The 19,295-nt window shown below is 43.0% G+C and carries 19 protein-coding genes; 6 read left to right on the top strand and 13 right to left on the bottom strand.

Annotation, left to right across the window (positions count from 1 at the left end):
• Positions 1-58 precede the first annotated feature (58 nt).
• From CXF81_RS15875 to CXF81_RS15855, 5 genes are all read right to left on the bottom strand, one after another.
• Complete coding sequence (locus CXF81_RS15875) at positions 59-475, bottom strand: VOC family protein (RefSeq protein WP_101182311.1); 417 nt, start codon at positions 473-475, stop codon at positions 59-61.
• A 12-nt stretch (positions 476-487) separates the two neighbouring features.
• Positions 488-1,894 (bottom strand): aldehyde dehydrogenase family protein, encoded by a 1,407-nt coding sequence (locus tag CXF81_RS15870; RefSeq protein ID WP_101182310.1) that lies wholly within the window; start codon positions 1,892-1,894, stop codon positions 488-490.
• A gap of 245 nt (positions 1,895-2,139) precedes the next feature.
• Complete coding sequence (locus tag CXF81_RS15865; RefSeq protein ID WP_101182309.1) at positions 2,140-3,438, bottom strand: adenylosuccinate synthase; 1,299 nt, start codon at positions 3,436-3,438, stop codon at positions 2,140-2,142.
• Between the two features lie 74 nt (positions 3,439-3,512).
• Positions 3,513-3,707, bottom strand: a complete 195-nt coding sequence (locus CXF81_RS15860; protein WP_101182308.1) for a DUF2065 domain-containing protein — start codon at positions 3,705-3,707, stop codon at positions 3,513-3,515.
• A 13-nt stretch (positions 3,708-3,720) separates the two neighbouring features.
• Complete coding sequence (locus CXF81_RS15855; RefSeq protein ID WP_101182307.1) at positions 3,721-4,581, bottom strand: co-chaperone YbbN; 861 nt, start codon at positions 4,579-4,581, stop codon at positions 3,721-3,723.
• A gap of 146 nt (positions 4,582-4,727) precedes the next feature.
• Between CXF81_RS15855 and CXF81_RS15850 the strand changes: the two genes are divergently transcribed.
• A complete protein-coding gene (locus tag CXF81_RS15850) occupies positions 4,728-5,039 on the top strand; it encodes a DUF962 domain-containing protein (RefSeq protein WP_101182306.1) in 312 nt (103 codons plus the stop codon).
• Between the two features lie 91 nt (positions 5,040-5,130).
• Here CXF81_RS15850 and CXF81_RS15845 read toward each other — a convergent pair whose 3' ends face one another.
• The 3 genes from CXF81_RS15845 to CXF81_RS15835 form a co-directional block, all read right to left on the bottom strand.
• Positions 5,131-6,213, bottom strand: a complete 1,083-nt coding sequence (locus tag CXF81_RS15845) for a PQQ-dependent sugar dehydrogenase (protein WP_101182305.1) — start codon at positions 6,211-6,213, stop codon at positions 5,131-5,133.
• Between the two features lie 131 nt (positions 6,214-6,344).
• A complete protein-coding gene (locus CXF81_RS15840; protein ID WP_101182304.1) occupies positions 6,345-6,812 on the bottom strand; it encodes a Dps family protein in 468 nt (155 codons plus the stop codon).
• A 26-nt stretch (positions 6,813-6,838) separates the two neighbouring features.
• Positions 6,839-7,312: a copper chaperone PCu(A)C gene (locus CXF81_RS15835; protein ID WP_101182303.1), complete on the bottom strand. Its 474-nt coding sequence runs from the start codon at positions 7,310-7,312 to the stop codon at positions 6,839-6,841.
• Positions 7,313-7,726: 414 nt separating this feature from the next.
• On the opposite strand from CXF81_RS15835, the gene CXF81_RS15830 reads away from it, so the two are divergent.
• Entirely contained in the window at positions 7,727-8,425 is a 699-nt protein-coding gene (locus CXF81_RS15830) for a type 1 glutamine amidotransferase domain-containing protein (protein WP_101182302.1), read from the top strand.
• 77 nt (positions 8,426-8,502) lie between these two features.
• Here the strand turns inward: CXF81_RS15830 and CXF81_RS15825 are convergent, their stop codons facing one another.
• Positions 8,503-9,435: a LysR family transcriptional regulator gene (locus tag CXF81_RS15825; RefSeq protein WP_101182301.1), complete on the bottom strand. Its 933-nt coding sequence runs from the start codon at positions 9,433-9,435 to the stop codon at positions 8,503-8,505.
• 120 nt (positions 9,436-9,555) lie between these two features.
• On the opposite strand from CXF81_RS15825, the gene CXF81_RS15820 reads away from it, so the two are divergent.
• Genes CXF81_RS15820 through CXF81_RS15805 form a run of 4 tightly spaced genes read left to right on the top strand, consistent with a single transcriptional unit; the run spans position 9,556 to position 14,279 of the window.
• Positions 9,556-10,254 carry a type 1 glutamine amidotransferase domain-containing protein gene (locus CXF81_RS15820; RefSeq protein ID WP_101182300.1) on the top strand — a complete coding sequence of 233 codons (699 nt, stop codon included), beginning with the start codon at positions 9,556-9,558 and terminating at the stop codon, positions 10,252-10,254.
• Positions 10,255-10,299: 45 nt separating this feature from the next.
• Positions 10,300-11,457: an iron-containing alcohol dehydrogenase gene (locus tag CXF81_RS15815; protein ID WP_101182299.1), complete on the top strand. Its 1,158-nt coding sequence runs from the start codon at positions 10,300-10,302 to the stop codon at positions 11,455-11,457.
• 25 nt (positions 11,458-11,482) lie between these two features.
• Positions 11,483-11,989, top strand: a complete 507-nt coding sequence (locus CXF81_RS15810; protein ID WP_101182298.1) for a (2Fe-2S)-binding protein — start codon at positions 11,483-11,485, stop codon at positions 11,987-11,989.
• A 1-nt stretch (position 11,990) separates the two neighbouring features.
• Positions 11,991-14,279, top strand: a complete 2,289-nt coding sequence (locus CXF81_RS15805; protein ID WP_101182297.1) for a xanthine dehydrogenase family protein molybdopterin-binding subunit — start codon at positions 11,991-11,993, stop codon at positions 14,277-14,279.
• Positions 14,280-14,302: 23 nt separating this feature from the next.
• Here CXF81_RS15805 and CXF81_RS15800 read toward each other — a convergent pair whose 3' ends face one another.
• The 4 genes from CXF81_RS15800 to rho all read right to left on the bottom strand — a co-directional run bounded on the left by CXF81_RS15800 (position 14,303) and on the right by rho (position 18,950).
• Positions 14,303-15,457 carry a 5-(carboxyamino)imidazole ribonucleotide synthase gene (locus CXF81_RS15800; protein ID WP_101182296.1) on the bottom strand — a complete coding sequence of 385 codons (1,155 nt, stop codon included), beginning with the start codon at positions 15,455-15,457 and terminating at the stop codon, positions 14,303-14,305.
• Positions 15,454-15,945 carry a 5-(carboxyamino)imidazole ribonucleotide mutase gene (gene purE, locus CXF81_RS15795; RefSeq protein ID WP_101182295.1) on the bottom strand — a complete coding sequence of 164 codons (492 nt, stop codon included), beginning with the start codon at positions 15,943-15,945 and terminating at the stop codon, positions 15,454-15,456. Before purE ends, CXF81_RS15800 begins: the two co-directional genes overlap by 4 nt.
• Positions 15,946-16,060: 115 nt before the next feature.
• On the bottom strand, positions 16,061-17,314 hold the full coding sequence (locus CXF81_RS15790) for an amidohydrolase (protein WP_198556419.1): 1,254 nt from the start codon (positions 17,312-17,314) through the stop codon (positions 16,061-16,063).
• Positions 17,315-17,684: 370 nt separating this feature from the next.
• Complete coding sequence (gene rho / locus CXF81_RS15785; protein ID WP_006011298.1) at positions 17,685-18,950, bottom strand: transcription termination factor Rho; 1,266 nt, start codon at positions 18,948-18,950, stop codon at positions 17,685-17,687.
• Between the last annotated feature and the right edge of the window lie 345 nt (positions 18,951-19,295).

Genomic DNA, 19,295 nt, shown 5'->3' with positions numbered 1-19,295 from the left:
TACATAGTGCCTGTTTTACGCGCTATTTTAGGCACGATTTTAGGCACGATTTTAGGCACTATTTCGCAAATAACTGAGAATCATCGGCAAAACCTTTGAACTCAAGTGCATTTCCTGCGGGGTCGAATAAAAAAAAGGTTCCTTGCTCGCCCACTTTTCCCTCAAACCGAATGTAGGGTTCAATCACAAAAGCTTGCTCAGCAGCCACTAACTTCTGGGCAAGCGCTTTCCATTCACTCATACTCAAAACAACACCAAAGTGGGGAACTGGGACAGCTTTCGAGTCAACTTCGTTTGGTTCTGGCAATATCGGCATCGTAGCAACAAGGTGCGTAACTAGTTGGTGACCAAAAAAATTCCAGTCTACCCATTGTTCACAACTACGCCCTCGCTCGCAGCCCATAAGCGTGCCGTAAAATGCATTTGCTTGGGCTAAATTTGTCACGGGAATAGCTAAATGAAAAGGTACTGGCATCTCTTTATCCTATTAAAACTTTTTGAGTAACATAAGCTTAAACTTACTAAAAGGTGCATAACGTATAGCTGCATCAAACTTAAAACTACGTTTCATAACAGACTTTGTATGACTAAAAATATCAAATCCACATTTACCGTGATACTGCCCCATCCCACTTGTGCCGACACCACCAAACGGTAGATCGTGATTTACTAAGAAAATATTTGTGTCATTGATACATATGGACCCGGCACTAACTCGCTCAATAAATTCAGCTTCAAATTTAGCATTAGAAGTAAATACATAAGCTGCCAGCGGTTTCGGTTTAGCGGTAATAAAGTCGAGCATTTGCAACTTACCTTTAAAGGTAATAATAGGCAAAATTGGACCAAATATCTCTTCCTGCATTAATGCGGAACTAGCGGCAGGTTGTATCACAACTGTAGGCTCAATAAATTTATTATCTAGGTTGTGTTTACCGCCATGAATGATGTTCTCACCGTCTAAATAATTAATCAGACGCGAGCAATGTCGTTGATTAATTATTCGCCCATAATCTGTATTTTTAGAGGGATCTTTACCATATTGCTTTTTAATCTCGGCAATCAAACGTTGACTAAAATCGGCGAGGTATTCTTCTTCAATCAGAATATAGTCAGGTGCAACACAAGTTTGCCCTGCATTCATCCACTTACCCCACACAATGCGTCTAACCGCCACATCTAGGTTGGTTTCACCATCAACCACACATGGACTCTTACCACCAAGTTCCAATGTTACTGGCGCTAAGTGCTGAGCCGCCGCCGCCATGACAATACGACCGACTTGTTCGCCACCGGTGTAAAAATATTTGTCGAAGGGTTGCGCTAACAACTCTGTGGTTTCATCTTTACCACCTTCAATTACTTTAAACGCAGCATTATCAAGATACTTGGGCACAAGTTTAGCAAGCAGTGCTGATGTTGCCTCAGATAACTCTGAGGGCTTAATAACCGCGCAGTTACCGGCGGCCATAGCAGCTACTAGGGGCGTAATAACTAATTGAAAAGGATAATTCCATGCACCAATAATTAACGCAACGCCCAGTGGTTCGCTGATAGTGTAACTTTTACCTGGTTGGGTGATCATTGGTGTGCTGATTTTTGTCGGCTTCATCCAAGACTTAAGTCGTTTTAAATTCCCTTTAATATCGGCTATTGAATAACCAATTTCAGTTAACCACGATTCCGTCTCGCATTTACCTAAGTCGGTGTGTAATGCCAAAATAATTGCACTACTATTCTCTTCAATCAGCTGCTTTAACGCAGTTAGTTGCTGAACTCGCCACTGATAAGGCTTGGTTCGGCCTGTGGCGAAAGTGCGTTTTAACTCATCGATGTTAGTCTCATTATGAGATGAAAAGTTAGCTTGGTGAATAGTTGCTGAGACTTTTTGCATTCAACACACTCGTAAAAATTAAGGGGAAGTATATATAGCGTAGCAAAGGCATTCAGTAAAGCGAATAATAGCCACCTGTTTACGCGCAATTTAATCGGTCGCGCTTACACTCTTTAGTATTCGGATCAATATTCAAGTTAATAGTCAAATTGATAGTCAAAAAAAATGCCGACAGCGTGTCGGCATTGTTGTCATCTTATTAGCTGGATGAATACATTATTTACGCGATTTCCGGCCCACAGGGCTTACTCATCGAATGGATTGCGTAAGACCATGGTGTGCTTGCGGTCAGGACCGGTTGAAATAATATCGATCGAGACACCTGTGAGCTCTTCAAGACGCTTAACATAGTTTTGAGCAGCAATAGGAAGGCCGGCATAAGTGGTAACGCCATAGGTGTTGTCAGACCAACCAGGCATGTGTTCATAAACGGGAGTGACTAGGTCATAACCTTCGGCAGCTAGTGGTGGTATTTTGCTAACGTTGCCAGTTACATCTTTATAACCGATACAAATACGTAGTGTTTCTAAACCATCTAAAACATCTAGCTTAGTCAGGCATAAACCAGAAATAGAATTTAATTGAACTGCGCGTCGCATTGCAACCGCATCAAACCAGCCGGTGCGACGTTTACGCCCAGTAGTTGCGCCAAACTCATGACCTTTAACGCCAAGATGCTGACCAACTTCACAGTCCAACTCTGTCGGAAAAGGACCCGAACCAACGCGAGTAGTGTAAGCTTTAACTATACCCAGCACATAGTCGAGATTGAGTGGACCAAAACCTGCGCCAGTACAAACACCGCCGACCGTTGTATTTGAAGAAGTGACATATGGGTAGGTACCGTGGTCAATATCAAGCAACGTACCTTGCGCACCTTCAAACATGATCGACTGATTGTTTTGTCTTGCCGTTTCGAGCAAATCGGTCACGTCTACTACCATTGATTTTAATAAATCGGCGACCGAAAGGGCTTGCTTGAGAACAGTATCGTAATCAACCGCGTCGACTTTGTAATATTCAGTGAGCATAAAGTTGTGATAGCTGAGTACTTCTTTTAACTTAATAGCGAAGTCTGCTGGGTTGAAGAGATCGCCAACCCGCAAACCGCGGCGCGATACTTTATCTTCGTAGGCTGGGCCAATACCGCGCCCAGTGGTCCCTATGGCTTTGTTACCACGCGCTTTCTCTCTTGCTATGTCTAATGCAATGTGAAAAGGCAAAATTAATGGGCAAGCTTCACTGATCACCAATCGTTCTTTTACTGGCACACCGCGCTCTTCTAACATCGCCATTTCTGTTAGTAATGCTTCGGGGCTTAAAACAACACCATTTCCAATCACGCACTTGACGTTCTCACGTAAGATACCCGAGGGAATTAAATGAAGTACGGTTTTTTCGCCATCAATAACGAGCGTATGCCCCGCATTGTGTCCGCCTTGGTAGCGCACAACAAAAGACGCTTTCTCAGTAAGAAGGTCAACGACCTTTCCCTTTCCTTCGTCACCCCATTGGGTGCCGAGTACTACAACATTTTTAGCCATGAGAGGTATATGTCAGAAAATTAGGCGGTGATATTAGCAAAAATATGAAGTAAAAATCACCCCATATTTGCTATTTATGTATTCATTATTAAGAAATAAGCACTTATAGCACCGATAACCACTAAAATACCACCCATTCGGCGCAAAGATTGACTGGGCTGTAAGGCCATTTGCATCAAAAATTGTTTCCATTTGTCTGGCATCAGTAAAGGCATCAATCCTTCTACGATTAACACAAAACAAATAGCCAAAAGAATACTATCTAACATTTAAACATCGTACCTAATATAGCAAACTGTAAATTTTACGGCGATATTGTGATTTTAATGGGTCACCATCGGGAAGTGCATTGATCATATCCAATGTAATTTTTTTCGCATCGCCAAAACCTAATTCTTGCCTCAAGACTGACAATAACAACATTAACGCTTCTTCGGTACGATGCCCTTGATGCAATTGCACTGAAAGACTAACTTTCAGCTCCATGCTTTGTGGGTCAGCTTCAAGTTCAGTTTGTAACTGTTGTATTTCTGGTGAATCAGCCGCTTGTTCTGCCAGTTGAATTTTACCAACAATGGCTTGATACTGGCCGTCTTGGTCTACCAACTTCACCTGCTCCACTAATTTTTTAGCCAGTTCCACTTGACCTACTTCAACATAACAATCAGCCATCATTAAGCGAATATCAGCGCGTTCACTGTTTAATTCCAACGCCTGCTTGGCAAAACTAAACGCGTCGTGATAATTTCCCTGCAGAACTAATTCCATTGCCGATTGCAATAAGCCATCTTCTTCTTTAGGCAAATGTTTATCTAACATTTCACGAATTTGTTTTTCTTCTTGGGGACCTGCAAACCCATCTAAGGGTTGACCGTCTTTAACCAGAATAACCGTAGGTAGACCTTTGACGCCAAATTGGCCCGCAATTTCCTGTTGTTCGTCGCAATTTACCCGTGCGAACAATAAATCACGTTGATATTCTGCAGCGATACACTGAAGCACTGGTGCTAATTCCGTACACGGTTCGCTCCATGGTGCCCAAAACTGAATCATCACCACCTTGGTTTTTGATTCTTCCAAAATAACATGTTGGAAATTCTCTAATGTTATATCAATCTGGTTTGCATTTACTTCTGGCAGCATAACTTTACTTTTTTATTTTATTCAATAATACAGAGTATTGGGTTTCATTCATAGAAAGCAACCTGTTTTGAATATACACAGACTAATTTTTCTGTACACTATTGTTCTAGCATCGACTAATATTAGCGTAAAAGAGGGTGTCCGAGATGGAACAAAAATATACGAGCTTTAGTGATTTTTATCCTTATTACTTGTCAGAACATGCAAACGGTACTTGCCGCTTGTTGCACTTCATTGGATCTTGGCTTGTACTATCACTTGTAGCCTTCGCGCTAATCACCAACCAATTGGTATTCCTCTGGCTTGTCCCCGTCATTGGATATGGGTTTGCATGGGTAGGACACTTTTTCTACGAACACAATAAACCCGCTACATTTCAGTATCCATTATATAGCTTCATGGGCGATTGGCTTATGTTTAAAGACATCCTGACCGGCAAGGTCTCTTTAAAGAATTAGAAAGTTTTTTGCAGCTTAACATATTTCCGAATAGCATTCGAAAAACGGCTCGCGATTAAACCAGTCGTTTCGTTGGTTTACAAAGCTAAGTTTAACCCTTTGTTAACCTTAATATTTTACCATTGACATCATCAGTTAGCAGATAAATACTGCCATCCGGCGCCTGCTTTACATCGCGAATACGCTCGTTGCGATCTCTAAGTAACTCTTCCTGCTTCACCACTTTTTCGCCGTCCATATCCATTCTATTGAGGTATCTGAACTTTAAAGAACCGACCAGTAAGTTACCTTTCCACTCAGGAAACTCATCCCCCGTATAAAACGCCATTCCGCTGGGGGCAATAGAAGGCACCCAGTAAGTGAGCGGCTGAAGCATACCTTCCATCTCAGTTTTATCGGTTATTGAAGAGCCGTTGTAATTTACCCCGTAGGTAATTTTAGGCCAACCGTAGTTACCACCTTTGGCCAGAATATTGATCTCATCACCGCCTTTGGGCCCATGTTCATGTGTCCAAATTTGACCACTTGCAGGATGCAGTGCCATGCCTTGCACATTGCGATGACCATAGCTGAATACTTCTGGCGCTTGGCCGTCTAAGAATGGGTTGTCGCTTGGCACAGAGCCGTCATCATTCACCCTTACAACTACCCCAATATGATTACTGGTTAATTGCGCTTGATCTTGTTTGGTCCTGTCACCCAAAGAAATAAATAACTTGTTATCATTGTCAAACACTAGTCTGCAACCAAAATGATGACCTGTGTCCAGCTTAGGATTAGCGACAAAAATCTCTTGGACCTCTTCCAGCGTGTTGCCGACTAACTTGCCGCGATGAACTTCACTGCCTCTTTCTTTGCCATTAGCAACAGACAAGCAGACATAAACCCACTTGTTATCGTCAAAGTCAGGATGCATAGTTACGCCTAACATTCCCCCTTGTCCAAATACTGAGGATTCAGGCAAACCGCTTATAGCTGGACTCAGATCACCACTCTTTGAAAGTAGGCGCAAACCACCAGCACGTTCAGTGACCAAAGCATCGCCGTTATTCATAAAGGCAATGCTCCAAGGGTTTTTTAATCCACTAGCAAGCTCTTCAATTTTTATTTCAGTTGCGATGGTAGACGTCGAAATAGTGGCTAGAATGGTTGCGGCAATAAGCGTTCTGGACATAAATATTATCTCGTTTTAAGTCGTGCGGAACGAGACAAACAACGATTTATATCGTCTCATTTCGGTGCACAAAATTGGTTTGCTCATAGTTTATGATGAACGACAATTTGGATTAATTTTTATTCGCTTTTTTATAGCGTCGCACGCAACATCCACGCTGTTTTTTCATGCGCGCGCATGCGGTCGCCAATTAAAGAGGCACTTGATTCATCATCAGCCTGCTGAGCAATTTTTAAGACTCCTCGCGCAGTTCGAACTACCGTTTCATGTGCTTGCATTAAAATATTAACCATCTCAGTAGCTTCCGGCACGCCATCCACCTCTTTTACACTGCTAAGTTCAGCAAAAGCGCCGTATGTAGCAGGTGCAGCATAACCTAAGGTTCTAATTCGCTCCGCTATTTCATCCACCGCAAGTGCAAGCTCAGTGTAATGTTCTTCGAACATCAAATGGAGTTCACGAAACTGTGGGCCTGTTACATTCCAATGAAAGTTATGTGTTTGCAGGTATAACGTATATGAGTCGGCCAACAGCTTTTTCAAGCCGTGAGCTATTTCTTGTCTGCTAATTTCACTTATACCGATATCTATTTGACTCATTTAATTTACTCCAATTTAGTTGATATTTATCGAGCATCTTTTACTTCGATAGGAACTCTCACAACTTTGTTATTTTCAAATATCAAAGATAGTATAAATTGTTCGCCTGTCTCGAGAGGTTTCTCAAGCCCCATTAACATGATGTGCTTCCCACCGGGCAAAAATTCAAGGCTCGCACCTGAAGGAATTTCAAATCCGTCTTCGGCTTCGCGCATCATCATCATTTCTTCTTGCATTAAGGTTTCATGTAACTGAGCCTCACTTGCAACACCAGTATCAACGCTAACCGCTAGGAGTTTTAAGTCGTTTTTACTTTGATTATCTATACTCAAATAAACGGCACCTGTTTTTGCTAACGCAAACGTCGCTCGCGCCCACGCATTTTCGACAACCATCTTTCCTTTCGCCTGCTTGTGTTCGTGGGCGTGAATATTGACTGAGTGAGCCATCAACATAAGAACTATAGAAAAAATAAGTATTATTTTATTACGCTGGTGCATGGATATTTCCTTTACCGTAAGTCATTTTAGACTTTAAAATGATGCCTACATTACACATGTATTTAAATAAAAATCACGATATGCTGTTTTATAAATAGCTCGTGTAAATAGCTCGTGTAAATAGCTCGTGTAACTAGCTCGTATAATAGCCCGTGTAAATAGCTCGTGAGAATCACTTTTTAATTTTATTTTGACAACGTATCTATATAGTAGTCTAAATAACCAAGACTACTGTGTATTTTTTGCTTGACCGTATTCGATGTTTGCTCTCCTTTGCACTGAAGTGCAGGAACGATGCATCGACTTATGCCAAAATAGCATGTTTGATTCCCAACGATGATAACACCAAAATTGTGCTGGTTTCGTATCTCCTATACGGTCAATTGAGTACTCACAACGCAATAAAGGATCAGTATGACGGATTTAGCAAAAAAGACCATTTTGATGGTCATTACCTCACATGATAAATTAGGCAACACGGGCGAAAAAACAGGTTTCTGGGTTGAAGAATTGGCTGCACCCTATTACGTTTTGAAGAATGCTGGCTTTAATATTGTTTTAGCAAGCCCATTAGGCGGACAACCACCTATTGACCCCAAAAGTGAGTTAGCTGATTTTCAAACTGATGAAACGAGAAAATTCGATAAAGATGTTAAAGCACAAGCAAAACTCGCAAATACCTTAAAACTAAGCGATATTGAATTTGACCAAATAGACGCTATCTTTTACCCCGGCGGGCATGGTCCACTTTGGGATTTAGTTGATAATATAGATTCAATTTCACTGATTGAAAACTCAATTAAACATAACAAGCCAGTTGCAGCGGTCTGTCACGCTAGTGCCGTATTCTTGCATGTTCGGGATCCGCAAGGTGAGTCAATTGTTAATGGCAAAACTATAACCGGTTTTAGTAACACTGAAGAGGATGCCGTTGAGCTCTCGCTGGTGGTCCCTTTTCTGTTAGAAGATGAGCTAAAAGCAAAAGGTGGCGTTTACCAAAAAGGCGATGACTGGGGCTCGTTTGCAGTTGAAGATGGTCTAATTATTACCGGCCAAAACCCCGCAAGCTCAGCGGCTGTTGCAAAGAGACTAGTCTGCAAATTGAAAGCGTAGTAGCGCGAGATTATACTTAATTGCGCTTAATGACGACTACTTTGCAGAGGCGTGCTAAATTTCGTGGTATCACAATCTTAGCGCCTTATGTTAGACATCGGGTGTTGTTTTTGGCGATCGATTTTAATGAAATACTCTTTTAAATAATCAAGTAAAAGCCTTAGTTTTTTTGAGGCTGCACTACCAGGAGGAAAGACACCATAAATATTAATGTCTTTTAACTTGTAATCATCCAGTACGGATTCCAACGTACCGGCTTGAATTTTGGGCCATGCGTCGTATACCGGGATTCGACCTAAGCCATGCCCTCCCTCCAGAAAGGCAGTTCGTGCCGCCGCGTTGTTAGTGCTAATACCGCCTTTGACCAAAACACTATATACATGACCGCCCTTCGTCAGTTCAATGGCTGGTGAAGTCATTTGATACACAACCCACTCGTGCTTTTCTAAATCTGCGGGGGTCGCAGGACGACCTCGCTTTTTGAAATAATCTGGGGCCCCGCATAAGCAGGTCGCTAATGTAGAAAGCTGACTGGCTTGTAAGCCAGAATCAGGCAGTGGCGCGCCTCGAATTGCGAGATCGATGCCCTCTTGCATAATATTAACCACCTCGTCGGTGAGCATTACATCGAGGTCAATTTTGGGATATAAGCTGCGAAAGTGATTTAATGCAGGCACCACCATCTGCAAACCCACGTTAACAGGGCAGGTGATCTTCAATAAGCCCTCGGGTTCATTTTTAATGTTCTCTATCTGCTGGTTAGCAGTGATGGCTCGCTCGGCAATGACCCGGCAAGACTGATAATACTCAGCCCCTGCTTCGGTTAAGGCAATTGAACGTGTAGTGCGGTTAAGTAATTTCACTCCAAGCTCAGATTCCAGTTTCTTAATGTGGTAGCTGACGACCGCCCGGGATAAACCAATATGTTTTGCCGCAGCAGTTAGATTGCCCTGCTCAACGATCTGAGCAAAGACCACCATGCTTTTGAGTTGTTCAAAATATAAGTTCATGCGACATCATAGCAGAGATTGTATTAATTTTTAGAACAATGTTATCTATTTTCTTGCTATTGTTAGATATCATATTAGGATCTACACTGTATAAATACTAAAATAGAGGTGAGAAAGATAATGAATACACAACAAACAGCTAAACACGTATTAATGGTGTTAACTTCCCATGCCGAGCTAGGCAATAGCGGCGAAAAAACAGGTTTTTGGGTAGAAGAGTTTGCTGCGCCTTATTATGCGTTTATCGATGCGGGCTTAAAAGTCACTGTAGTGTCGCCAGAAGGTGGACAGCCACCTATTGATCCGAAAAGCCAATTAGCAGATTTTCAAACGCCTTCAACTAAGCGCTATGACGAGGATAATGGAGTCCAAGCATTAATGGCTAATACAACGAAGTTGGCTGATGTTGACGCAGCAGACTATGATGCTGTTTTCTATCCTGGTGGTCACGGCCCATTATGGGACCTTACTGACAACGTGGTTTCAATTTCATTGATTGAAAGCTTCTTAGCTGCCAACAAACCAGTCGCCGCAGTGTGTCATGCAACAGCTGCATTTTTGAATATCAAAGATGCCGCGGGCGAATATGTGGTCAAAGACAAAGCGGTAACGGGTTTCACTAATAGCGAAGAAGATGCCGTGCAACTAACGGATATTGTTCCTTTCTTACTAGAAGATGAATTAATTAAGCGCGGTGGCAAATATCAAAAAGCAGATGATTGGAATGTATTTGCGGTCCAGGATGGCTTGGTAATAACGGGGCAAAACCCTCAAAGCTCAGACTTAGCTGCGAAAAAATTACTTGCAGCCTTAGCGTAGATTAAAATACCTGAGTTTTTTTTAGAATAATGAGAAATGATATTCATGCTAAATTTTAGTTTCCAAAACACCACTCGAATTCATTTTGGTGAAGGTCAAATAGCCTCATTGAGCAAGCAGATCCCTAGCGATGCGAAAGTTCTCGTGACGTACGGCGGCGGTTCAATCAAAAGTAACGGCGTTTACGAGCAAGTTACAAAAGCATTGGCCAATCATACTTGGTTTGAATTCTCTGGTATCGAGCCAAACCCAAGTTACGACACGTTAATGAAGGCACAAGATATTATAAAAGAAAATAATATTGACTTTATTCTAGCGGTTGGCGGTGGCTCGGTTGTTGACGGCTCCAAATTTATTGCTGCTGTGGCGTTGTTCGAAGGTGAAGACCCCTGGGACATCGTAAGCAAGCACGCACGCATTCACAAGGCCTTACCACTTGCTTGTGTATTGACTCTACCCGCAACCGGTTCTGAATCGAACACGGGTGCAGTAGTAACACGCAGTGGTAATAAGCTGCCATTCGCAAGCCCCCTAGTTCGCCCAATCTTTGCTATACTTGACCCAGCAGTAACGCTGTCATTGTCCGATCGCCAAATCGGCAACGGTGCAGTGGATGCATTTGTTCACACCATGGAGCAGTACCTGACCTACAGCGTAAACGCTAAGGTACAAGACCGTTTTGCTGAAGGACTTCTTCTTACTTTAATTGAAGAAGGACCAAAAGCACTGGCTCCTGAGACTGCTAAAGACCTAGAAGTTCGCAGTAATATTATGTGGGCTGCAACAATGGCGCTTAATGGCTTAATTGGAGCGGGTGTGCCACAAGATTGGACTACTCATATGATTGGTCATGAGTTAACAGGAACTCACGGCATTGATCATGCCCGAACGTTATCAATAGTGTTACCTGCCGTAATGAAAGTGCGTAAGGAAGCTAAACGTGAAAAATTATTGCAGTATGCCGAGCGTATCTGGAATGTGACAGAAGGTGATGAGGATTCACGTATTACTCGTGCAATCGAATTAACCGAGCAGTTTTTTGAAAAGATGCAAGTTCCAACGCGTTTATCACAGGTCGGTTTAGGTGCAGCGGATATTGATTTATTGATCGAAAAGTTAACTCAACACGGTATGCTTAAATTGGGTGAACATAGTAATGTTACGCTTGACGTTAGCCGTGAAATTTTAGTCACTGCGCTTTAATTGGCAGTATCAAAAGGTAACAAGCATGATCGAATTTTCATTGAACGGTAAAAAGATAAGAACAGATGCAGAGGCAGACACGCCGTTGTTATGGGTGATCCGCGACGAATTCGGCTTAAAAGGCACTAAATTTGGCTGTGGCATTGCCATGTGCGGCGCCTGCACAGTGCACTTGAATGGTTCGCCCGTGCGTTCTTGCTCACTCCCGATTAATGCAATCGCGAATACAGATATTCGAACAATTGAAGGTTTAGAAAACCAGCATCCCTTACAAAAAGCCTGGGTGGAACACCAAGTACCACAATGCGGCTACTGCCAATCAGGGCAAATCATGCAAGCTGCTGCGTTACTCGCAAACAATGCCAATCCGAGCGAGGATGAAATCGAAACTTATATGAGTGGTAACTTATGTCGCTGCATGACTTATGTCCGGATTAAAGAAGCGATCAAAGATGTTGCAATGCAATCCGACTCGGTGGTCCAGATTTACAAGCCGAAGACAACAACGCAAAGCACTCAGGGAGTAGTTTAAAATGACTCGATTAAGTAAAGACACCTTCGTGCCCAGTCGACGTAGCTTTCTGATTGGCTCAGTTGGTGGAGGTCTAATGATGGCATTTGCTCCCGCTATCAATGCCCTTGAAGTTGTTTCAGGTGGTGTAGCAAAGCAACTGTCGGATAAGTTATTTAGCCCAACCGTTTGGTTTGAAATTAATATTAACGGCCAGATTTTGGTCAACATCGCGCGTGCAGAAATGGGCCAGCATGTGGGTACCGCTATCGCCCTTATCGTTGCTGACGAACTAGGTGCCGATTGGAACAAGGTTGAAATTAAGCATGTTGATACTGACCCTAAATGGGGCTACATGGTTACCGGTGGCTCATGGTCAGTATTTCAAACATATGTGCCTATGTCTCAAGCCGGGGCCGCTGGGCGCACCGCGTTGATTGATGCTGGAGCCAAATTACTCGGCGTCAATCCGCGAGACTGCAAAGCAGAAAACAGCATGATCGTTGCCGGTAATCAATCGGTCAGTTTTGCCGACATTGTAAAAAACGGTAATATTGACCGCATATTTAGCGCCGATGAGTTGGCAGAATTCAAACCCAAGAGCCCTGCCAACCGTCAGTTGATATCCAAGCCCAGCAAAGCTCTAGACATTCCGGCTAAAACTAATGGCAGTGCAAAATATGGTATCGATGTTGAACTTGACAACATGGTTTATGCAAGACCTGTTATACCGCCGACTCGTCATGGAAGTAGCGTTAGAAGGGTAGATGACAGTGCTGCTAAGAGCGTAAAAGGCTATCAGGGTTACCAAATACTTAAGGATCCTAGCGATACCGTACAAGGTTGGGTAACTGTACTAGCCGATAGCTATTACGGGGCAATTAAAGCCGCAAATGCACTGCAGGTTGAGTACGACGTAGGCGAAACAGCCAATGTTAGCGAACAAGATATTATCGCGGCAGGAGAAGCACTTGTTGAGGATAAGAGGTCTGGCACATTGGTGGTTGAAGAAGGTGATATAACAAAGGTCGCTGAGACTGCAAAAACAGCCCTTGAATCTGTATATCGCACTTCGTCTGTATTGCACTTTACTTTGGAGCCTGTAAACGCAGCGGTAGAGATCAAAGACGGAATATGTCATGTCCATTGCGGCAATCAATGGCAGTCATTATTTTTACCCGTGGTTGCCAAAGCAATGGGTATGAACCAAGACAAGATCATTATCCATCAGTATTATTTAGGTGGTGGTTTCGGTCGGCGCTTAATGGGTGATTACATGATACCTGCGGCATTGACAGCCCAAGCTATCGGCAAACCGGTTAAGCTCGTATTTACACGTGAAGATGACACGCGTTTTGATTGTGTACGCTCCCCTTCTGTGCAGCAAATGAATGCGTATTGGGGCGACGACGAACAATTACTCGGAATTGAACATGGCGCCGCTGCGGGCTGGCCTACGCTAGCTGTGGCACCGAGCTCTATGCCCGAGGGTGTGGACAAAAAGGGGACGTATGACCCATTTGCTATTTCGGGTGCCAACCATTGGTATACCTTAGCGAACCATAGGGTGCGTGCGATTAATAATCCGCTGGCACAAAAAACCTTCGTTCCTGGCTACCTAAGAGCGGTAGGGCCGGGTTGGACGGGCTGGGCGGTTGAGTCTTTTATGGACGAAATAGCGCACAAGCAAGGTGTTGACCCTATTGATTTTCGTTTATCTTTACTCGATGCCAGTGGCAAGAATGCAGGTACATCGCCTGTTTCTGTGGGTGGTGCGAGACGTTTAGCTAAGGTGTTAACTGATATCCGAGAGCGAGCTAATTGGGGCCGTAAACTGCCTAAAAATCAGGGGCTTGGCGTGGCAATTGCTGCTGGGCAAGAGCGCGACATGCCAACTTGGGGCGCCTGTATTGCTCATGTTGAAGTCGACCCTGAAACCGGTACCGTTAAAGTACATAAATTAACTGGTCTACTGGACTGCGGAACCGTGGTGCATCCAGATGGCGCATTAGCTCAAACTGAAGGTTCCATGTTGTGGGGACTGAGTTTAGCTTTATTTGAAGGCACTGCCTTTGAGCAAGGCCAGGTTAAAGATACGAATCTTAATACTTACTCGCCCCTTAGAATGAATAATATACCTGAGTTAGATATCAGTTTTGTGCAAAATACAGAGTTTCCGACTGGCTTAGGTGAACCTGGCTTAATTGCAGTCGCACCTGCTATTGCAAATGCGATCTTTAATGCCGTAGGGGCGAGGGTAAGAGACTTACCTATCCGTCCTGAAACAGTATTAGCGGCGATGCCAAGCTGATTTGGGTAGACCGATAAAGTGGGTTAATAAACAGACCCACTGCTTTTTTGTAAGCGTGTCGCTTCACCTTCCAATTTTGGGAAGTGCTCAAGCGGTAAAAATTCAATTAGTTGCTTCAGCTTCAAACCTAAATTAGCGTGTGAATCTGCGATAACATTGATATGGCCCATCTTGCGTTTTACACGGACTTCTTTGCCGTACCAATGTAAGTGTACATTGGGAATACCTATTAAGTCTCGGTTAAACGTTGTACAGCCTATAATATTAACCATTGCACTGACACCAATCACCTCAGTACTGCCTAAAGGTAAACCCAAGACCGCTCTTATGTGTTGTTCAAATTGGCTTGTAGAGCAACCTTGTTGGGTCCAATGCCCAGAGTTATGTACACGCGGTGCTATTTCATTAACATATAGTTCTTCACCACATTGAAATAATTCAACCGCTAGCACACCAACATAGTCCATGGAGGTTGCAATAGTGACAAAAATGTCATTCGCCTTTTGCTGCAGAGTATCGGAGAGCTCAGTAATAGGAGCAACTGACACATGCAATTGTCCTTCATGATGCAAATTTTCGGCTAAGCTGAAAAATGCGACTCGGCCGTCTTTACTTCTGGCGCCCAGCAAGGATATTTCACGTTCAAATTGCATCATTTTTTCTGCAATCAATGGTACTTTTTCTAAGTCGAGTAATGAAAATTCTTGACGTAAAGCAGGTAATTCTGCTGCTGAGCTTATTCGCCACTGGCCATAACCGTCATAACCATCGCGACTTGCTTTAAAAATGACTTTTTCGCCCAGAGCAGCAACCACATCGTCTAACTGGTCGACATGGCTAATAATCAAATAGTCACAATTAGGGATTTTATTCTTACTTAGTAAGACTTTTTCTCTGACACGATCTGCACCAGCCAAAATAGAAGCGACATTAGGGTAAAGTTTTCCGCTTTTGTCAGCTTCTAACAATAGATGTTCAGGTACGTGCTCGAATTCAATGGTAATCGCATTTGCGTCACGTATTGCTTGGCTCAATGAAACCCCGGTTGGTTTTTTTGAAACCGGATCCACCACAGTTTCTGTGAATACATCAACTGCACTCACTATTACTCCAAGCGGTGCCGCTGCCAAATACATCATTTGTGCTAGTTGGCCTGAACCGTAGACTAAAACCTTCAAACGTCTAATTCCAATGTTTGATTTTTCATCACTGTATCAGTTTGTTTTTTTCTAAATGCAATAATTGCGTCTCTCACCTTAGGCTCTTGCAAAGCGATAACTTGAGCAGCAAGCAAACCCGCATTAGCAGCGCCCGCTTCGCCAATAGCGAGGGTTCCTACTGCTACACCTTTGGGCATTTGTACAATAGAAAGTAGTGAATCTAACCCGTTGAGTTGACTTGAACGAACAGGACAACCAAAAACAGGGAGATATGTGTGAGCCGCAATCATACCGGGCAGGTGGGCTGCGCCACCAGCGCCAGCAATAATTACTTGCACGCCCCGATCAGCTGCATTTTCAGCAAACTCGACTAATAAATTGGGAGTCCGATGAGCTGAAACAACCTTCGCTTCATATGAAACACCTAGCTCTTTAAGCATAAGTGCTGTTTTTTGCATCGTAGGCCAATCAGATTTTGAACCCATTACAATTGCAACTTGCGCCATTTTAATTACCACTTCAATCGGTTAAGGCTATCAAATAAGATTGATAATTTTTTAGCCATTAAAAAAGCACGAAATTATACGCAATATCGTGCTTTTTTACATAAAAACTTATTGTTTATTTTGCGTTTTTCATATAATCCAGCGTCATGTTAGTCAGAAGCTTTACTCCTAACTTCATGCCGCTGTCATCTACAAAAAATTCTGGCGTATGGTGAGCTGGTGAATCTTCCTCAGATACATCCAATGGTTTACCACCTATCCATAAATAAACACCTGGTATTTCCTGCTGGAAGAAAGAAAAATCCTCTGCGCCGGTCACCGCTTTTGAGTCGATTACGTTTTCCTGCCCAGCGGTGCGGACTAACGTAGGTAATACTTGATCCATGAGCGCATGGTCATTGAATGTAATTGGGTAGCTATAATCCAACGGCAGTATGACTTCAACCTCTGCTCTCATGCTGTCGGCAATGCCTTTAGCTTTGCGAGGTATTGCTTCGTACATATGCTCACGGGCCGCTTTGTTCAGTGTACGAATAGTACCAACCATAACAACTTCATTAGGAATGATATTCGAACGATTGCCACCGTGAATAGACCCGATAGTCACAACAGCAGCATCGTCAATCACCTTAATTTCGCGGCTAACAACAGTTTGTAATGCCATGATGATTTGGGCTGAGGTAGTGATTGGATCGACACTCTTCCATGGGTATGCTCCATGAGCCTGCTTGCCTCTAACAATGATTTTAAAAGGGTCAACGGCAGCCATAATGCCACCATGCTTATAGCGTACTTTACCCACATCGGTGTTGGAGCTTATGTGCAAACCAAAAATCACATCAACATCAGGGTTCTTTAGAACACCTTCTGCAACCATGACCTCTGCACCCCCTTTCTCTCCAGAGGGCGCGCCCTCTTCTGCTGGTTGAAAGATGAATTTAACTTTACCTCGCAATTCACCTTTCATTTCTGTTAGGATTTTTGCCGCCCCCATTAGCATAGCCACGTGAGTATCATGACCGCACGCATGCATAACGGGTACTTCATTGCCATCTAACATGCCTTTTACGGTAGATTTAAAAGGTAAATCATTCTCCTCAAGAACTGGCAAACCGTCCATATCGGCTCGCAACGCAACAGTTGGGCCAGGCTTGCCTGAATCTAAAATAGCAACAACACCAGTGATAGCGACACCTGTAGTAACGTCGAGTCCTAAGCCGCGTAAATATTTTTCAATGTACTTGGCAGTTTCAAACTCGCGATTAGATAATTCCGGATTTTGGTGCAAGTGATGACGCCACTTGATTACTTCGGGCTCAATTTTATCAGCCATTATAGCCACAGTGTCATCCTCTTGGGCACTCGCCATACTAGAAAAAGTAAATGTGAGTGCCGTAACTGAGAGTGCTGTAAAGAGTGCTGTAAAGAGAGCTGTAAAGAGAGCTAGTAAGCGTTTCATATATCTGATCTACCTTGGTTTTAATTATTATTTGATAATTGGACTCGACCAAGCGCGTTCAACGCATGTTAATCACCAGCGAAAACAGTAGCGTAAAATAGACTATATTACGAGCGTTACAATAGTGACCTCGACATTTTAACCTACAACAGCCAGTAAATAGTGATTGCAATAAACGACTTTTCGCGAACCAAAAAAACCGCCATATAAAAATATCGCGGTTCCAATTCAATAATAGTCAACACAACTTACTAAGCGTATTAACTTGCGCTGGAAAAACCTAGCTCTTCAAACGTTTCATTGAGTCAAAGAACTCGTCGTTTGTTTTTGTCATCGCTAGACGACCAATTAAAAATTCTATTGCGTCTATTTCACTCATTTCATGAACGATTTTACGAAGTATCCACATTTTCTGCAATTCGTCTTGGGACGTTAATAATTCTTCACGACGTGTTCCTGAGCGGTTCAAGTCGATAGCAGGGAACACACGCTTTTCAGCAATCTTACGATTTAGATGTAATTCCATGTTACCCGTACCTTTAAATTCCTCGTAGATTACCTCATCCATTTTGGAACCCGTATCAATCAAGGCAGTGGCAATAATAGTCAAACTGCCGCCTTCCTCAACATTTCGAGCGGCACCAAAGAATCGCTTAGGCTTATGCAGTGCATTCGCATCAACACCACCGGTAAGTACTTTACCTGACGAGGGAATAACCGTGTTGTAAGCGCGCGCTAGGCGAGTGAGTGAATCAAGCAAAATAACCACGTCTTTCTTGTGTTCAACCAAACGTTTGGCTTTTTCAATTACCATTTCAGCAACCTGAACATGGCGACTTGCTGGTTCATCAAAAGTGGAAGCGATAACCTCTCCCTGGACCAATCGCTGCATCTCTGTCACCTCTTCTGGACGCTCGTCAATTAACAAAACCATCAGCTGCGCCTCTGGATAATTTGCCGCAATTGATTGTGCGATGTTTTGCAGTAAGAGTGTTTTACCTGCTTTTGGTGGCGCCACAATCAAACCACGCTGACCACGCCCAATTGGGGATGCTAAATCGAGTATACGTGCAGTGATATCTTCAGTACTGCCATTTCCACGTTCTAGCCTGAAGCGTTCATTGGCATGCAGAGGAGTTAGGTTTTCGAAAAGAATTTTATTGCGAGAATTTTCGGGTTTATCAAAGTTCACTTCACGTATTTTAAGCAAAGCAAAATAACGTTCACTGTCCTTTGGCGGGCGAATTTTCCCAGCGATAGTGTCACCTGTGCGCAAATTAAAGCGTCGAATTTGACTCGGTGAGACATAAATGTCATCGGGCCCAGCTAAATAGGAACAATCACCTGAGCGTAAAAATCCAAAGCCATCCTGAAGGATTTCAAGAACACCACCTCCGAAAATGTCTTCGCCACCTTTCGCATGGGACTTTAATATTGAAAATATAATGTCTTGTTTTCTAGCACGGGCTAGGTTTTCTAATCCCATCTCTTCAGATAAGGATACTAATTCACTGATGGGTTTGTCTTTTAATTCGGTCAAATTCATATTGGTAGGTCTTTATGTTTAGGCGGCGTAATAAGTACAAACTATTTGTTCTTTTTAACAATGCCCTATCAAAAGTAGTCTCTGGTTAAAATTGTCAGTTATTGAAGTATGATTTTATGTTTTCTTTCAGTGCTGCATCTATAGATTATTTGACTAAAGAAAATAACAACAAACGGTTGATACCAGCTGAAGACGATTAAGCTGCTTACACAGCTACTACTATCCACTATTATTTCACACTACTTGAATGTAAGTAACCAGCGAACAGTGGGCACTGAAGGAATATAAAAAAAGGTTTGCTCGGGTGAGCGCTGAAATAAGTTAGCACTAAATTAAGTTATCGTC

This window comes from Glaciecola sp. 33A, assembly GCF_002836745.1.
In the GTDB taxonomy this organism is placed as follows: Bacteria; Pseudomonadota; Gammaproteobacteria; order Enterobacterales; family Alteromonadaceae; genus Glaciecola.
The sequence above is the reverse complement of the archived record's forward strand: the minus strand, read 5'-3'. Positions and strand labels throughout refer to the sequence as shown.

Coding starts and splice junctions, on each gene's coding strand:
- CXF81_RS15875 (WP_101182311.1), bottom strand. CDS start 475: ATGCCAGTACCTTTTCATTTAGCTATTCCCGTGACAAATTTAGCCCAA.
- CXF81_RS15870 (WP_101182310.1), bottom strand. CDS start 1,894: ATGCAAAAAGTCTCAGCAACTATTCACCAAGCTAACTTTTCATCTCAT.
- CXF81_RS15865 (WP_101182309.1), bottom strand. CDS start 3,438: ATGGCTAAAAATGTTGTAGTACTCGGCACCCAATGGGGTGACGAAGGA.
- CXF81_RS15860 (WP_101182308.1), bottom strand. CDS start 3,707: ATGTTAGATAGTATTCTTTTGGCTATTTGTTTTGTGTTAATCGTAGAA.
- CXF81_RS15855 (WP_101182307.1), bottom strand. CDS start 4,581: ATGCTGCCAGAAGTAAATGCAAACCAGATTGATATAACATTAGAGAAT.
- CXF81_RS15850 (WP_101182306.1), top strand. CDS start 4,728: ATGGAACAAAAATATACGAGCTTTAGTGATTTTTATCCTTATTACTTG.
- CXF81_RS15845 (WP_101182305.1), bottom strand. CDS start 6,213: ATGTCCAGAACGCTTATTGCCGCAACCATTCTAGCCACTATTTCGACG.
- CXF81_RS15840 (WP_101182304.1), bottom strand. CDS start 6,812: ATGAGTCAAATAGATATCGGTATAAGTGAAATTAGCAGACAAGAAATA.
- CXF81_RS15835 (WP_101182303.1), bottom strand. CDS start 7,312: ATGCACCAGCGTAATAAAATAATACTTATTTTTTCTATAGTTCTTATG.
- CXF81_RS15830 (WP_101182302.1), top strand. CDS start 7,727: ATGACGGATTTAGCAAAAAAGACCATTTTGATGGTCATTACCTCACAT.
- CXF81_RS15825 (WP_101182301.1), bottom strand. CDS start 9,435: ATGAACTTATATTTTGAACAACTCAAAAGCATGGTGGTCTTTGCTCAG.
- CXF81_RS15820 (WP_101182300.1), top strand. CDS start 9,556: ATGAATACACAACAAACAGCTAAACACGTATTAATGGTGTTAACTTCC.
- CXF81_RS15815 (WP_101182299.1), top strand. CDS start 10,300: ATGCTAAATTTTAGTTTCCAAAACACCACTCGAATTCATTTTGGTGAA.
- CXF81_RS15810 (WP_101182298.1), top strand. CDS start 11,483: ATGATCGAATTTTCATTGAACGGTAAAAAGATAAGAACAGATGCAGAG.
- CXF81_RS15805 (WP_101182297.1), top strand. CDS start 11,991: ATGACTCGATTAAGTAAAGACACCTTCGTGCCCAGTCGACGTAGCTTT.
- purE (WP_101182295.1), bottom strand. CDS start 15,945: ATGGCGCAAGTTGCAATTGTAATGGGTTCAAAATCTGATTGGCCTACG.
- CXF81_RS15790 (WP_198556419.1), bottom strand. CDS start 17,314: ATGGCGAGTGCCCAAGAGGATGACACTGTGGCTATAATGGCTGATAAA.
- rho (WP_006011298.1), bottom strand. CDS start 18,950: ATGAATTTGACCGAATTAAAAGACAAACCCATCAGTGAATTAGTATCC.